14 protein-coding genes and 1 pseudogene are annotated in these 14675 nt (G+C 72.8%); 13 read left to right on the top strand and 2 right to left on the bottom strand.

From position 1 onward, the window contains the following. The 7 genes from AOK08_RS35970 to AOK08_RS35940 form a co-directional block, all read left to right on the top strand. Window positions 1-302, top strand: a 302-nt coding sequence (locus tag AOK08_RS35970; protein ID WP_157876935.1) for an LPXTG cell wall anchor domain-containing protein, incomplete at its 5' end; no start/stop codon positions are given. A 176-nt stretch (window positions 303-478) separates the two neighbouring features. Continuing rightward, a complete protein-coding gene (locus tag AOK08_RS35965; RefSeq protein WP_055533857.1) occupies window positions 479-1312 on the top strand; it encodes a M55 family metallopeptidase in 834 nt (277 codons plus the stop codon). Continuing rightward, window positions 1305-2609, top strand: a complete 1305-nt coding sequence (locus AOK08_RS35960) for a M20/M25/M40 family metallo-hydrolase (RefSeq protein WP_055533855.1) — start codon at window positions 1305-1307, stop codon at window positions 2607-2609. Before AOK08_RS35965 ends, AOK08_RS35960 begins: the two co-directional genes overlap by 8 nt. 14 nt (window positions 2610-2623) lie before the next feature. Then, window positions 2624-4582: a prolyl oligopeptidase family serine peptidase gene (locus AOK08_RS35955; RefSeq protein WP_055533853.1), complete on the top strand. Its 1959-nt coding sequence runs from the start codon at window positions 2624-2626 to the stop codon at window positions 4580-4582. Between the two features lie 5 nt (window positions 4583-4587). Beyond that, a complete protein-coding gene (locus AOK08_RS35950) occupies window positions 4588-5514 on the top strand; it encodes a S66 peptidase family protein (protein ID WP_055533863.1) in 927 nt (308 codons plus the stop codon). 88 nt (window positions 5515-5602) lie between these two features. After that, window positions 5603-5869, top strand: a complete 267-nt coding sequence (locus AOK08_RS35945) for a LapA family protein (RefSeq protein ID WP_055533861.1) — start codon at window positions 5603-5605, stop codon at window positions 5867-5869. 26 nt (window positions 5870-5895) lie between these two features. Further along, entirely contained in the window at window positions 5896-6474 is a 579-nt protein-coding gene (locus AOK08_RS35940; RefSeq protein WP_055533851.1) for a GNAT family N-acetyltransferase, read from the top strand. A 12-nt stretch (window positions 6475-6486) separates the two neighbouring features. Here the strand turns inward: AOK08_RS35940 and AOK08_RS35935 are convergent, their stop codons facing one another. After that, window positions 6487-7338 carry a methyltransferase domain-containing protein gene (locus AOK08_RS35935; protein ID WP_055533849.1) on the bottom strand — a complete coding sequence of 284 codons (852 nt, stop codon included), beginning with the start codon at window positions 7336-7338 and terminating at the stop codon, window positions 6487-6489. Between the two features lie 191 nt (window positions 7339-7529). Beyond that, window positions 7530-8111, bottom strand: a pseudogene (locus AOK08_RS35930) (phosphatase PAP2 family protein); the annotation flags it as partial. A gap of 112 nt (window positions 8112-8223) precedes the next feature. Here AOK08_RS35930 and AOK08_RS35925 point away from each other — a divergent pair. The 6 genes from AOK08_RS35925 (at window position 8224) to AOK08_RS35900 (ending at window position 14630) form a co-directional block, all read left to right on the top strand. Further along, window positions 8224-8889, top strand: coding sequence for a histidine phosphatase family protein (locus AOK08_RS35925; RefSeq protein WP_055533847.1), 666 nt, complete (start codon window positions 8224-8226; stop codon window positions 8887-8889). A gap of 127 nt (window positions 8890-9016) precedes the next feature. Continuing rightward, on the top strand, window positions 9017-10636 hold the full coding sequence (locus AOK08_RS35920; protein ID WP_055533859.1) for an ABC-F family ATP-binding cassette domain-containing protein: 1620 nt from the start codon (window positions 9017-9019) through the stop codon (window positions 10634-10636). A 79-nt stretch (window positions 10637-10715) separates the two neighbouring features. Continuing rightward, window positions 10716-10949, top strand: a complete 234-nt coding sequence (locus AOK08_RS35915) for a DUF6158 family protein (RefSeq protein WP_055533842.1) — start codon at window positions 10716-10718, stop codon at window positions 10947-10949. A gap of 365 nt (window positions 10950-11314) precedes the next feature. After that, window positions 11315-12118, top strand: coding sequence for a hypothetical protein (locus AOK08_RS45195; RefSeq protein WP_055533839.1), 804 nt, complete (start codon window positions 11315-11317; stop codon window positions 12116-12118). A 161-nt stretch (window positions 12119-12279) separates the two neighbouring features. Beyond that, window positions 12280-13527, top strand: coding sequence for an aminotransferase class I/II-fold pyridoxal phosphate-dependent enzyme (locus AOK08_RS35905; protein WP_055533833.1), 1248 nt, complete (start codon window positions 12280-12282; stop codon window positions 13525-13527). Next, window positions 13524-14630 carry an MBL fold metallo-hydrolase gene (locus tag AOK08_RS35900; protein ID WP_055533831.1) on the top strand — a complete coding sequence of 369 codons (1107 nt, stop codon included), beginning with the start codon at window positions 13524-13526 and terminating at the stop codon, window positions 14628-14630. Before AOK08_RS35905 ends, AOK08_RS35900 begins: the two co-directional genes overlap by 4 nt. The last annotated feature ends 45 nt before the right edge of the window (window positions 14631-14675 follow it).

Raw genomic sequence — 14675 nt, 5'->3', positions numbered from 1 at the left:
CCCCGAGCACGCCCGAGACCCCCACCTCGCCCGAGGGCACGCCGCCCGCCGAGGAGTCGACCCCGCCGGCCACTCCCACCACGCCGACGGACGCCACCACGCCGCCGACCAACCCGGACGTGCCGCCGGTGACGTCGACGCCGCCCACCACGCCGGAGCCCTCGCCCAGCGAGAGCACCCCGCCGCCGCTGGCGGAGACCGGTGCGGGCGCGCCGGTCGGCGCGATCGCCGGTGCGGCGGCCGTGGTCGTCGCTCTCGGTGCCGGGGCGCTCGTCGTGGCCCGTCGCTCGCGTCGCTCCTGACCGTGAGCCCGGGGACCGTCGTCCCGTAGCGTGACAGCGTGTCCGGCAGCCCCGTCTCCGCGAGGAGGCGGGGCTGCCGTCGTTGTTCCGGCCGCTGGGGTGTTTCCTGGCCGCGGCGGAGCCCGCCGCGTAACGTTCGGACAGCGTGCCGCCGACCTGCGAGGGGACTGTTCTCGATGAAGATCCTCATCAGCGCCGACATGGAGGGCGCCACCGGCGTCACCTGGCCGGCCGATGTGATGCCGGGCACCCCCCAATGGGAACGCTGCCGTTCGATGTTCACCTCGGACGTCAACGCCGCCGTGCTCGGCTTCTTCGACGGCGGAGCCGACGACGTGCTCGTCAACGAGGCCCACTCGACCATGCGCAACCTGCTCCTCGAACAGCTCGACGAGCGGGTGGAGATGCTCACCGGTCGCCACAAGTCGCTGTCCATGGTGGAGGGCGTACAGCACGGCGACATCGACGGCATCGCCTTCGTCGGCTATCACACGGGCGCCGGCGCGGAGGGCGTCCTCGCCCACACCTACCTCGCCAACTCCATCACCGGCGTGTGGGTCAACGACGTACGGGCCAGTGAAGGGCTCCTCAACTCCCATGTGGTCGCCGAGTACGGAGTCCCCGTCGTCCTCGTCACCGGCGACGACCTCACCTGCGAGGACGCCCTCGGATACGCGCCCGAGGCGCTGAAGGTCGCCGTCAAGGACCATGTGTCGCGGTACGCCGCCGTGTGCCGGACGCCCGCCAGGACCGCCGCCGACATCAGGGCCGCCGCGAAGGAGGCCGCCGCGCTCGCCGTACGGCACGAGCCCGTCGCCGGCGGGCCGTTCACCGTCGCGCTGGAGTTCGACGCCGAGCATCTCGCCATGGCCGCCACCGTCGTACCCGGCGTCGTACAGACCGGGGAGCGGAAGGTGGCCTACACCAGCGGCACAATGTACGAGGGCATTCGTACCTTCAAGGCGGTCACGACGATCGTCTCGGCCGCGGTGGAGGAGCAGTATGGCTGAGCAGCAGGCGCTCGACGAGGTGGTGTCGTTCACCTCCGACCTCATCCGGATCGACACGGCCAACCACGGCGGCGGCGACTGCCGGGAGCGGCCCGCCGCCGAGTACGCCGCCGCGCTCCTTGCCGAGACCGGCCTCGAACCCACCCTCCTGGAGCGCACCAAGGGCCGCACCAACGTCGTCGCCCGCATCGAGGGCACCGACCCCTCCGCCGACGCGCTGCTTCTGCACGGGCACCTCGACGTCGTGCCCGCGCGGGCCGACGACTGGAGCGTGCACCCCTTCTCCGGGGAGATCCGCGACGGCGTCGTCTGGGGGCGGGGCGCGGTCGACATGAAGAACATGGACGCGATGATCCTCGCCGTCGTCCGCGACTGGGCCCGCCGGGGCGTCCGGCCCCGGCGTGACATCGTCGTCGCGTTCACCGCCGACGAGGAGGACAGTGCCGCCGACGGCGCCGGGTTCCTGGCCGCCGAGCACCCGGAGTTGTTCGAGGGTTGCACCGAAGGGGTCGGCGAATCAGGGGCGTTCACCTTCCATGACGGCGCCGGACGCCACCTGTATCCCATCGCCGCCGGTGAACGCGGCACCGCCTGGCTGAAGTTGACCGCCCAAGGGCGTGCCGGGCACGGCTCGAAGGTCAATGACAGCAACGCCGTCACCCGTCTCGCCGCAGCCGTCGCGCGTATCGGCGCCCATGAGTGGCCGCTCCGCCTCACCCCGACCGTCCGGGCGGCGCTGACCCAAATCGCCGCCCTCCATGGCCTCGTGGCCGACCTGGACGACGTCGACGGTCTCCTCACCAAGCTCGGACCCGCAGCCCGGCTCGTCGAGGCGACCATCCGCAACAGCGCCAACCCGACCATGCTCGACGCCGGTTACAAGGTGAACGTGATCCCCGGCGAGGCCGTCGCCTACGTCGACGGGCGGTTCCTGCCCGGCTGCGAGGACGAGTTCCGTACGACCCTCGACGAACTCACCGGCCCCGACGTGGCCTGGGAGTTCCACCATCGCTCGGTGGCCCTTCAGGCACCGGTGGACTCGCCCACGTACGCCCGGATGCGCGCCGCCGTGGAGGAGTTCGCGCCCGAGGGGCACGTCGTGCCGTACTGCATGTCCGGCGGGACCGACGCCAAGCAGTTCTCGCGGCTCGGCATCACCGGATACGGATTCTCGCCGCTGAAGCTGCCCGAGGACCTCGACTACCAGGCACTGTTCCACGGTGTCGACGAACGAGTCCCGGTCGAGGCGCTGCACTTCGGCGTCCGGGTGCTCGACCGGTTCCTGCGCACGGCCTAGGAGTGGGGAAGACATTGCGGACACAGCCGTACGGATCCTGGCTCTCGCCCATCGGCGCGGAACTCGCCGCCGAGCACGACGGGTCCCCCGAATACGTGGGGTTCGTCGGCGACGAGGCATGGTGGACCGAGCCCCGGCCCACCGAGGGCGGCCGGCGCACTCTCGTGCGGCGGCGCGCCAACGGCACCCAGGAGTCGGTCCTGGGCGCGCCGTGGAACGTGCGCAGCCGGGTCATGGAGTACGGCGGTCTGCCCTGGGCGGGCGTCGTGCGCGACGGCGGTCCGCTGGTCGTGTTCGTCAACTTCGCCGACCAGCGGCTGTACTGCCTTCAGGAGGGCCAGGAACCGCGCCCGCTCACACCGTTGTCGCCGGTCGGAGGTGGACTGCGGTGGGTGGAGCCGCAGTTGCGGCTTGAACTCGGTGAAGTGTGGTGCGTGCTGGAGGAGTTCACGGGCGAGGGGCCCACCGATGTGCGGCGCGTGATCGCCGCCGTCCCGCTGGACGGATCGGCCGCCCAGGATCGCGGCGCCGTACGCGAACTCACCGACGGCCGGCACCGGTTCGTCACCGGCCCCCGGATCTCGCCCGACGGACGGCGCGCGGCCTGGCTCGCCTGGGACCATCCTCGGATGCCCTGGGACGGCACCGAGCTGGTCCTCGCCGAGGTGGGCGCCGACGGCACGCTGAGCGGCGCCCGGACCTTCGCCGGAGGCACCGACGAGTCGATCCCGCAGGTGGACTGGGCGGCCGACGGAGCACTGCTGTACGTCAGCGACCGCTCGGGCTGGTGGAACCTGCACCGTGACGGCCTGCCGGTGTGCCGTCGCGAGGAGGAGTTCGGCGGAGCGCTGTGGAAGGTCGGGCAGCGCTGGTTCGCCCCGCTGGAGAGCGGTCTCGTCGCGGTCGTGCACGGACGCGGGGCGACCTCGCTCGGGATCCTGGACCCCGACACCGGCGACGTCGTCGACACGGCCGGACCCTGGACCGAGTTCGCGCCCACCCTCGCCGTGCACGGGGAGCGGGTCGTCGCCGTCGGGGCCAGCCCGCGCAGCGCGGCCGAGGTCGTCGAGCTGGACACCCGTACCGGACAGGCCCGGGTGATCGGCGCCGAGCACCGCGACCCGGTCGACCCCGTGCACTATCCCGAGCCACAGATCCGCACCTTCACCGGCCCGGAGGGCCGGGACATCCACGCGCACATCTATCCGCCGCACCACCCCGGGTACACCGCGCCCGCCGACGAGCTGCCCCCGTACGTCGTGTGGGCGCACGGCGGGCCGACCGGGCGGGCGCCGCTCGTGCTCGACCTGGAGATCGCCTACTTCACCTCGCGGGGCATCGGCGTCGCCGAGGTCAACTACGGCGGCTCGACCGGGTACGGCCGCGAGTACCGCAACCGGCTGCGCGAACAGTGGGGCGTCGTCGACGTCGAGGACTGCGCGGCCGTCGCGCTCGCCCTCGCCGACGAGGGCACCGCCGACCGCGCCCGGCTCGCCGTCCGCGGCGGCAGCGCGGGCGGCTGGACCGCGGCGGCCTCACTGACCGGCACCGACGTCTACGCCTGCGGCACGATCCTCTACCCGGTCCTGGACCTGGCGGGCTGGGGCTCGGGCGAGACCCACGACTTCGAGTCGCAGTACCTGGAATCCCTGGTCGGCCCGCTGGCCGAGGTCCCGGGCCGCTACCTGGAACGCTCGCCCGCCGAGCACGCCGCCGACATCACCGCGCCCTTCCTGCTGCTCCAGGGGCTGGACGACGTCATCTGCCCGCCCGTGCAGTGCGAGCGGTTCCTCGCCCGGCTCGCGGCGGAGGGACGGCGAGTGCCGCACCGGTACATCGCGTTCGAGGGGGAGGGGCACGGTTTCCGGCGGGCGGACACGACCGTACGCGTCCTGGAGTCCGAACTCTCCCTGTACGCACAGGTCTTCGGGCTCACCCCGCCCGGCATCCCGACCCTGGAGCTCGTCAAGTGAAGCCCCTGAAGCCCTTGGTGAGGCCGTCGAGGCTCGCGGCGGGCGCCCGCGTGGCCGTCGTCGCGCCCAGCGGACCCATCCGCGAGGAGCGGCTCCAGGCCGGGCTCGACGTCCTGCGCGGCTGGGACCTCGACCCCGTCGTCGCACCCCATGTCCTGGACCGGCACGGGGAGTTCGACTACCTCGCGGGTACGGACGCCGACCGGGCCGCCGACTTCCAGGCCGCCTGGTGCGATCCCGCGGTCGACGCGGTGCTGTGCGCCCGAGGCGGCTACGGCGCCCAGCGGATCGTCGACCTGCTCGACTGGGACGCGCTGCGCGCGGCCGGTCCCAAGGTGCTCGTCGGCTACAGCGACGCCACCGCGCTGCACGAGGCGTTCGCGGCCCGGCTGGGCCTCGCCACACTCCACGGCCCGATGGTGTCCGCCGTCGACTTCCTCAAGAACACGCGGGGGCAGGAACATCTGCGGGCCACGCTGTTCGATCCGGAGTCGGTACGGGTCATCGGCGCGGCGGCCGGTTCGGCGCTGGTCCCCGGCCGGGCCCGGGGCGTCACCCTCGGCGGCTGTCTGACCATTCTCGCCGCCGAACTGGGCACCCCGCACGCCCGGCCCGGTGCGCGCGGCGGGCTGCTCATGATCGAGGACGTGGGGGAGAGCGCCTACCGGATCGACCGGGCCCTCACCCAACTGCTGCGCGCCGGGTGGCTCGACGGTGTCGCGGGGATCGCGCTCGGCTCGTGGGAGCGGTGCGGTCCGTACGAGGCGCTGCGCGCCGTGTTCGCCGACCGGCTCGGCGGGCTCGGGGTGCCGGTGCTGGAGGCGTTCGGGTTCGGGCACTGCGACGGCGCGCTGACGATCCCGTTCGGGGTGGCCGCCGAACTGGACGCCGACACGGGGACGCTGACGGCGGCGGAACCGGCCCTGCGCTGAGCGGCACGGGCATGACCCCTTGCTGCTGTCACCCGTCCGGCGTACCTCCGGGCGCGCGGGCGGGCCCGGCCCGGCACATGCTGGCCTCATGAGCCCGAAGACCTCCGAGAGCGGCGGCAAGGCCGGTGGCGGTACCGGCGGCGGGACCGGTGGTGCGCGGGGCCTGCTGACGCCCGGCCGGGCCACCGTCGGGGCGCTCGCCGTGCTCGCCCTGATCTTCATCTTCGAGAACACCCGTGCCACCATGATCCGGCTGCTGATCCCCGAAGTGACCATGCCGCTGTGGATGGCGCTGCTCGGCACGGCGGTCATCGGCGCGCTCTGCGGGGCCTATTTCATGCGCCGCCGGAGGTGAACGGGGGCCGCGCGTAAGGTGACCGAGTGTCTGAGCACCATGGATATCTTGCCGAAGGGCCCCGCGTGGGCATACGTCCCTTCACCTACGAGGACGGCGCCGAGTTCATCGAGCGGGTGCGGGAGAGCAGGTCCCTGCACCACCCCTGGCTGGCCCCGCCGGCCAGCCCGGACGCCTACGCCTCGTACGCCGGGCGGCTGATCGAGGATCCGACCAAGGCCGGTTTCCTCGTGTGCGAGAAGGGCGGCAAGGACGACAAGGGCAGCAAGGGCGGCGGTGGCGCCGTCGCCGGGTTCATCAACATCAACAACATCGTCCAGGGCGCCTTTCTGTGCGGCGCCCTCGGGTACGGGGCGTTCGCGCACGCGGCCGGGCGGGGGCTGATGGGCGAGGGGCTCGATCTCGTCGTCGGGTACGCGTTCGGGCCGCCGCTGCGGCTGCACCGGCTGGAGATCAACGTGCAGCCCGGCAACGCCGCCTCCATCGCCCTCGCCCGGCGCTGCGGCTTCCGGCTCGAGGGCTTCTCGCCGGACTTCCTCTACATCGACGGCGCCTGGCGCGACCACGAACGGTGGGCGATCACCTCGGACATGCGCAGGCGCTGACGCCGGCGAGAGTCAGGCGGCGGCCTTTCGGCAGAGGATCTCACCGTGCGGGACGGTGAACCAGGCGTCCTCCTGCCGTCCCCACTCCCGCCAGGCCTCCGAGACCGCCCGCAGTTGTTCCACGGTCGCCAGTCCGCCTTCGGTCGCCCGGTCCGCGTACGCAGACGCGAGCGTACGGTCCGCCCACAGCCCGCTCCACCAGGCGATCTCACCCGCGTCCGCGAACGTCCACGTACTGGACGTGGCGGTGATGTCCGTGAGACCGGCCCGCAGCGCCCAGGACTTCAGCCGCCGCCCCGCGTCCGGCTCGCCCCCGTTGGCCCGGGCCACCCGCCGGTACAGGTCCAGCCAGTCGTCCATGCCCGCCGACGCCGGATACCAGGCCATGGCCAGGTAGTCCGAATCGCGGACGGCGATGTAGCCGCCCGGCTTGGTGACCCGGTGCATCTCGCTCAGCGCCCGCACCGGGTCACCCACGTGCTGGAGCACCTGATGGGCGTGGACCACGCAGAACGTGTCGTCCGGGAAGTCCAGCGCGTGGATGTCCGCGACAGCGAACTCGACGTTGTCCAGGCCCCGTTCGGCGGCCGTGGCCCTGGCCTGGTCCAGGATGCCCGGCGCCCGGTCCACGCCGGTGACATGCCCGTCGGGGACCAGCGCGGCCAGGTCCGCGGTGATCGTGCCCGGGCCGCACCCGATGTCCAGGACCTTCATGTGCGGCTTCAGCGAACCGAGCAGATAGGCCGCCGAGTTGGCGGCGGTGCGCCAGGTGTGCGAGCGGAGCACGGACTCGTGGTGCCCGTGCGTGTAGACGGCGGTCTCCCGCCGCTGTGACTGTGACGGCTGTGACTTCGGCTTGGACATGGCCGTGCCCCTCTCGTCTTCTCGGACCGTCTTCTCGAACGACCCGCTGCGAACGGCTTACTCGTCACCGTACGCAGCCTCGCCGAATAATGAGACCCGCGTCTTAAGATGTGGACGACAGGGATGTGGGCAACAGAGATGTGGACAACCTGTCAATGGCGGTGGGCGGTCGCCGAGTTCCGCTGCGCGGACCGCTCACGGGCCCGTACGAGCGTCCGTACGGCGAACGCGGCGCCCGCGCCCATGGCAGCGCCCGCCAGCACGTCACTCGGGAAGTGGACACCGGTGTAGACACGGGACATCGCCACCGAGAAGGCGATCGGTGCCACCACAACGCCCAGCCCCGCGGACTCCAGGGCCACACCGGTCGCGAACGCGGCGGCGGACGCGGCGTGCCCCGACGGGAACGACGTGGTGATCGGCTGCCGCTTCAGTTGCCTGACCAGCGGTACGGCGTCCAGGACCGGGCGGGGCCGGCGTACCGAGCGCTTGCCGACCGTGTTGATCGTCGCGGACGCCACGGCGAGGGAGGCCAGGCCCTGGACGGCGGCCCGGCGGGCCCGGGGGCTCCCGGTGGCCGCCAGGGCCGCGGCCGTCGCCATCCACAGGACGCCGTGGTTCGCGCTGCGGCTCAGCCTCGGCAGGACACGTTCGGCGCCCGGCCAGTGCCGGGTGGCGGCGGTCTCGAACAGCCGGAAGTCGAGCTTCAGGAGGTTCTCGCGCAGGGCGTGGCGGCCGGGCAGTGGGACGGTGAGGTCGATGTCTGCGGTCATGACCCCCTGGGTACCCTGAAGAGAGCCTTTTTGTCTTGTCGGGCCGGTCACCGGGCCTGTCGCGGCCGGTCACGGGGCTTGTCGCGAAGTCGTGGGGCGAGAGGGAATCCGTATGCGTCTGCTGCTCGTCCGACACGGACAGACCCCGTCGAACCTGAAGTTCCTGCTGGACACGGCGGTTCCGGGGGCCGGACTGACCGAGCTGGGGGAGCGGCAGGCGGCGGCCCTGCCCGAGGCGCTCGCGGGCGAGGACATCGGCGCGCTGTACGCCTCCACCCTGATCCGTACGCAGTTGACCGCCGCCCCGCTGGCCGGGGCCCGCGGCCTGGAGGTACTGGTGCGCGACGGGATCCGGGAGGTGTCCGCCGGGGACCTGGAGATGCGGGGCGACGCCGAGGCCGCGGACCTGTACATGACGACCGTGTTCGCGTGGGCGGCCGGTGACACGGAGCGGCGGATGCCGGGCGGGGAGAACGGGGTCGAGGCGCTCGGGCGGTTCGACGCGGTGGTGGCGGAGGCCGCCGGGAGTGGGGTCGGCGTCGTCGCCATGATCAGTCATGGTGCCGCCATCCGGATGTGGGCGGCGGCCCGGGCGGACAATGTCGACGTGGCCTTCGCCGCCGAGCATCGGCTCGACAACACCGGTGTGGTTGTGCTGGAGGGGTCGCCGGTGGACGGGTGGAAGGCCGTGTCCTGGGCGGGAGCGGTTGTCGCGGCGGCCGGCGGGGTGGATGCGGAGAGCGGGCCTGCGGGTGAGCGGTTCGGCTCTGCCGGGTAGGCGGTTCTTTGGGTGCGGGTCCGGTGGGGGCTGGTCGCGCAGTTCTCCGCGCCCCTCTGGGGCGCCCGGTCACCCGGTGTTTTTATGGGTTTGCCCGTGGTCGTGGTCGGACCGCAGAATGCGGCTCATGGGACACCTCGAAGCAGCGCATCTTGAGTACTACCTTCCCGATGGGAGGGCGCTGCTCGGCGATGTGTCGTTCCGGGTCGGCGAAGGGGCCGTCGTGGCCCTCGTCGGCCCCAACGGCGCCGGCAAGACGACCCTGCTGCGGCTGATCTCCGGTGAGCTGAAACCGCACGGCGGGACCGTCAACGTGACCGGCGGGCTCGGCGTGATGCGCCAGTTCGTGGGCTCCGTACGGGACGAGACGACCGTACGCGACCTGCTCGTGTCGGTGGCCACGCCCCGGATCCAGGAGGCCGCCAAGGCGGTCGACCTCGCCGAGCACGGCATGCTGACCGTCGACGACGAGGCGGCCCAGCTCCAGTACGCGCAGGCCCTCTCCGACTGGGCGGAAGCCCGTGGCTACGAGGCCGAGACCCTGTGGGACATGTGCACCACGGCCGCGCTCGGGGTGCCGTACGAGAAGGCCCAGTGGCGGCTGGTGCGCACGCTGTCCGGCGGTGAGCAGAAGCGGCTCGTGCTGGAGGCGCTGCTGCGCGGCACGGACGAGGTGCTGCTGCTCGACGAGCCGGACAACTACCTCGACGTACCCGGCAAGCGGTGGCTGGAGGAGCGGCTCGCGGAGACCCGCAAGACGGTTCTGTTCGTCTCCCACGACCGGGAGTTGCTCTCACGGTCCGCGCAGAAGATCGTGTCCGTCGAACCCGGGCCGGCCGGCGCCGACGCGTGGGTGCACGGCGCCGGGTTCGCGACCTATCACGAGGCGCGGGCCGAACGGTTCGCGCGCTTCGAGGAGTTGCGACGGCGCTGGGACGAGAAGCACGCCCAGTTGAAGAAGCTGGTGCTGAACCTCCGTCAGGCGGCCTCCATCAGCCATGAGTTGTCGTCCCGCTACCAGGCCGCGCAGACCAGGCTGCGGAAGTTCGAGGAGGCCGGGCCGCCGCCGGAGCCGCCGCGCGAACAGGACATCACCATGCGGCTCAAGGGCGGCCGGACCGGCGTAAGGGCCGTCACCTGCAAAGGACTTGAGCTCACCGGCCTGATGAAGCCGTTCGACCTGGAGGTCTTCTACGGCGAACGGGTCGCCGTGCTCGGCTCCAACGGCTCCGGCAAGTCGCACTTCCTGCGGCTGCTCGCCGGTGACACCGTGAACCACACCGGCGAGTGGAAGCTCGGCGCGCGGGTCGTGCCCGGGCACTTCGCCCAGACGCACGCCCATCCCGAGCTGGAGGGCCGTACGCTCCTCGACATCCTGTGGTCCGAGCACTCGCAGGACCGGGGCGCGGCCAGCTCCCGGCTGCGCCGCTACGAGCTGACGGCCCAGGCCGAGCAGCGCTTCGACCGGCTCTCCGGGGGGCAGCAGGCCCGCTTCCAGATCCTGCTCCTGGAGCTGGAGGGTGTCACGGCGCTGCTGCTGGACGAGCCGACGGACAACCTCGACCTGGAGTCCGCCGAGGCGCTCCAGGAGGGTCTTGAGGCGTTCGAGGGCACGGTCCTCGCCGTCACGCACGACCGGTGGTTCGCTCGTTCGTTCGACCGATATCTGGTCTTCGGCAGTGACGGGCGGGTCCGTGAGACCCCGGAGCCGGTGTGGGACGAGCGGCGGGTGGAACGGGCGCGATAGCGCGGCGGGGGTCGTCGCTTCGTTCGGCGGGTCCCGGGTACTCGGGACCCGCCGAAGTCTCGACGATCGGGGTGCCACCATGAACGGAGTCGACCCGGGTCGGCTGGACGACCAGCAGTTGATGAAGGAGCTGGAGACGATCCACCGCACCCGTCACGACACGCTGCTGCACGCGTCGAACGACGCGTTGCGCGCCCACAACGTCCGGATGGCGCAATTGGAGGGCGAGTACCTCCGACGCCATCCGCGCCGCCCGGTCGCCACGGGCCGCACCCGCGAGGGCGCCCGGGAACGGGAGTGCACGCGGGAGTGAGTGACGGTGCCACTGCCCGGGGTCCGGAGGCTCCGGTTGTGTGTCGCGTACGTGCGCACCATGTCGGCGGGGTCCGTCCAACCCCGGTACTCCCGGGGAGTCGCGACGCCGCCGTGCGGAATCCGCGCGCGTCCGAAGCGCCACCCCCACAACGACGGCGGCTGGTTTCCCCGTCGAACTGACGTCCGCTCCACGGGCGGACGAGGGCGGGCGGGACGCGCGGGGTGCGGCCCGCGTCACCCGCTCGGGTGTGCCCGTCCCGCGAATGGTGCCCGGCCGCGCGCGCCCCGCCGCCGGGCGGGCTGTCATGGGGTGCGGGGCGTCATCCGACGCGCCCCGCAGCCGCCGCTCGAAGGAGCCCAGCCATGCGCCGCACCGCCCGTGTCCTGTCCGCCGCCGTCCTGGCCGGTGCCGCGCTGGGCGCCGCCGCCACGGCCGTGTCCGCGGACGCCGCCGGAGAGGTCAGCCCGGGCACCGTCGGCCCCGGCGGCACCGTCACCGTCTCCGTGGCCTGCGACGCGACCGGCGGGACCCCGCCCGCGTCCATCGACGCCCACTCGCAGGGATTCGAGCAGGGCACCGTCCAGCTCCAGCAGGTCCCCGGCAACGACGACCAGGTGACCGGCCCCGCCTACAGCGGCACCGCGAAGATCGCGCCCGCGTGGACCTTCGAGGGCGACCAGAACGCGAGCGCCCCGGCGGCCGAATGGTCCGCCGACGGTACGTGTCCCGGACTGGCCGGGGCCCAGGGCACGCCGTGGAAGGCGACGTTCACTGTGACGCGCGACGGCACCGGTAGCGGCACGGACAGCGGCACAGGCACAAGCACCGGCACCGGCACCGGCACCGGCACCGGTACCGGTACAGGGAGCGGGAGCGGGAGCGGGAGCGGGAGCAGCACGGGCACTGACGCCTGCGCCACCGGCTCGCACGCCACCGACCCGAACGACGGCGACTCCTGGAACGGCGACTTCCAGGACGTGTCCTCCTGCCCCACCCACCCCGCCGAGCCCACGCCCGCGCCGGTGCAGCGCGGGGTGCACGCCGGACAGGGCGGCGCGTTCACCGACTCGGTACCGGCCCTGGTCGCCGGCGGAGTCCTGATCGCGGGCGCGGCCGGAGCCGCCGTACACCGCCTGCGACGCAGGGGAACGGCCACGCGCCGCTGACCCGGGTGGGATGCCGCCCTGGCACCCGGGAAGCAACCCGGGCGGGCTCCCAGGGGTCCCAGTGACCGTAGGCACTCGCAGCCACAGCAGGCACACTCACAGGCACGCACGCACACAGGCACATGCACAGGCACCGCACCGGCGATCCCGCGGAGGTACGCATGCGGCGGACGGATCCCCAGGGGCACGGCCCCGTCCGCTACGGGCCGCCTTTCCCCGGCGACGGACTGCCCGTCCTGCCCGAACTCACCGCGGTGCTCGCCGCCGCGGCCGGTCGCCCCGACGCCCAGTTCATCGGCGGCGGTCCCGCGCTCCTCGACGCGGCCTGCGGCTACTGGGCCCGGCGCGGACTGCCAGCGGCGCCCGACCAGGTGGCCGCAGCGCCCGGTGCTCCGGTACTGCTGCACGCGCTGACCGCCGCGATCGGCGGTGACGTCCTGGTGCCCCGGCCCTGCGCGGCCTGGTGGGCGCCTCAGATGCGGACGCTGGGCAGGTCCGTGTTCCACGTGGCCACGCCGGCCGAGTGCGGGGGAGTGCCCGATCCGTACGCCCTGCTGGAGACCGTAAGGAGGGTCCGCGCCGAAGGAGGTGATCCCCGGCTGCTCGTGCTGTCCGTGGCGGACGATCCGACGGCCACCGTGGCGCCGCCCGAACTCCTGCACGAGACCGTCGAGGCCGCCGCCGGGGAGGGGCTCCACCTGATCAGCGACGAGACCTGGCGCGACACCCTGCACCGGCCGCAGGACACCGTGCTGCTCAGCCCGGCCGAGATGCTGCCCGACAGGGTCACCGTCGTCACCGACCTGTGCGGCGCGCTGCTGCCGCCGGGCTGGCCCGCTGCTCTCGCCCGCTTCCCCGCGAACGCTTCCGGGGCCGCCCTACGCGCGCGCGTGCTCGACGTACTCACCGCGCTGGGCGCCCGGATCGCCGAACCGGTCGCCGCCGCGGCCGGCTACGCGCTCGGCGAGCCCGAGCCCGTCACCGAACGGCTCACCGCCGCCGTACGCCTGCACGCGCGCGTGGCCACCGCCGCGCACGGCGCGGTCGTCGCCGCGGGCTGTCTGGCCCTGCCACCGAGGGCCGGCCGCCATCTGTACGTCGATCTCGGCCCCCTGCGGACCGCGCTCGGTGCGCACGGCGTCGGCGACGCCCAGGAGCTGGAGGACCATCTCACCGCCCGGCTGGGGATGCCCACGCCGGGCGGTCACCGGTTCGGGGACGACCTCGCGGCACTGCGCGTCCGGCTGGACACGGGCGCGCTGCTCGGTGACACGCCCGGGGAACGGGAAATTTCGCTCAGATCACCCGAACCTCTGGAACTGCCACACGTGCGGCGCGCGTTGACCCTGGTGGGATCGATCTTCGACGATCTCCGTGACGACGCTCAGCGACGGGAGCCTCCTCGATGACGCAGCAGTCAGAGTCGACCACAACCACGAGCGCGACCTCGACCCCGAGCCCGACCACGGCCATGTCCACGTCCACGTCCGCGTCCAGGTCCGTGTCCATGGCTACGGCCAAGTCCGCGACGACCGAGGCGCTTCAGCCGTCGCGGCCGCTCCAGCCGTTGCACGGGACCCGAAGGTGGCCCCGGTCCTTCGCCGACCGGCTGACCGCCCCGCTGCCCGGCCTCAAGGGCATGGCCAGATTCGCCAGGGAGGGCGCGGTACGGCCGACCCCGGAAGGTCTCGCCGACATCCCGAGGCTGCCCTTCGAACCCGGCCCGCTGCCCCGCGTGGACGCGCGCACGGTCGCCGTCTCCTGGGCGGGGCACGCCAGTTGGGTGGTGCGGATCGGCGGGCTCACCGTCCTCACCGACCCGGTCTGGTCCCGCCGCATCCTCGGTACACCGGCCCGGATCACCCCTGTGGGCGTCGCCTGGAGCGCGCTGCCGCGCGTCGACGCCGTCGTCATCAGCCACAACCACTACGACCACCTGGACGCCCCGACCCTGCGCAGACTCCCGCGCGACACCCCGGTGTTCGTACCGGCCGGGCTGGGCCGCTGGTTCAGGCGCCGCCGGTTCACCCACGTCACAGAGCTGGACTGGTGGGAGGCGGCCGAACTGGACGGTGTCCGCTTCGACTTCGTGCCGGCCCACCACTGGTCCAAGCGGGGGCTCACCGACACCTGCCGTACCCTTTGGGGCGGGTGGGTGCTCACCGATCCGGACGGGCAGCGCGTCTACTTCGCGGGTGACACCGGGTACGGGCACTGGTTCGCCCGTATCGGGCAGCGCTGTCCGGGCATCGACCTCGCGTTGCTGCCGATCGGGGCGTACGACCCGCGGTGGTGGCTCAGTGACGTCCACTGCGATCCGGAGGAGGCCGTGCAGGCCGCGCTGGATCTCGGCGCGCGGCGGATGGCGCCCATGCACTGGGCGACCTTCGTCCTGTCGGCCGAGCCGGTCCTCGAACCCCTGACCAGGGTCCGCGCCGCGTGGGAGAAGGCCGGCCTGTCCCGGGACGACCTGTGGGACCTGCCGGTCGGGGGTTCACGGGTGCTGGCCTGAGCTCTTCTCGCCCCCGCCGCCCCTTCCCGTCCCGTCCCTGGGGGC

It is taken from the genome of Streptomyces graminilatus, from assembly GCF_001418565.1.
GTDB lineage: Bacteria > Actinomycetota > Actinomycetes > Streptomycetales > Streptomycetaceae > Streptomyces > Streptomyces graminilatus.
The sequence above is the reverse complement of the archived record's forward strand: the minus strand, read 5'-3'. Positions and strand labels throughout refer to the sequence as shown.

What these genes read in the sequence shown, in the direction of transcription:
- AOK08_RS35960 (WP_055533855.1), top strand. Translation starts at nt 1,305, where the DNA reads ATGGCTGAGCAGCAGGCGCTCGACGAGGTGGTGTCGTTCACCTCCGAC.
- AOK08_RS35915 (WP_055533842.1), top strand. Translation starts at nt 10,716, where the DNA reads ATGAACGGAGTCGACCCGGGTCGGCTGGACGACCAGCAGTTGATGAAG.
- AOK08_RS35920 (WP_055533859.1), top strand. Translation starts at nt 9,017, where the DNA reads ATGGGACACCTCGAAGCAGCGCATCTTGAGTACTACCTTCCCGATGGG.
- AOK08_RS35905 (WP_055533833.1), top strand. Translation starts at nt 12,280, where the DNA reads ATGCGGCGGACGGATCCCCAGGGGCACGGCCCCGTCCGCTACGGGCCG.
- AOK08_RS35925 (WP_055533847.1), top strand. Translation starts at nt 8,224, where the DNA reads ATGCGTCTGCTGCTCGTCCGACACGGACAGACCCCGTCGAACCTGAAG.
- AOK08_RS45195 (WP_055533839.1), top strand. Translation starts at nt 11,315, where the DNA reads ATGCGCCGCACCGCCCGTGTCCTGTCCGCCGCCGTCCTGGCCGGTGCC.
- AOK08_RS35945 (WP_055533861.1), top strand. Translation starts at nt 5,603, where the DNA reads ATGAGCCCGAAGACCTCCGAGAGCGGCGGCAAGGCCGGTGGCGGTACC.
- AOK08_RS35965 (WP_055533857.1), top strand. Translation starts at nt 479, where the DNA reads ATGAAGATCCTCATCAGCGCCGACATGGAGGGCGCCACCGGCGTCACC.
- AOK08_RS35935 (WP_055533849.1), bottom strand. Translation starts at nt 7,338, where the DNA reads ATGTCCAAGCCGAAGTCACAGCCGTCACAGTCACAGCGGCGGGAGACC.
- AOK08_RS35900 (WP_055533831.1), top strand. Translation starts at nt 13,524, where the DNA reads ATGACGCAGCAGTCAGAGTCGACCACAACCACGAGCGCGACCTCGACC.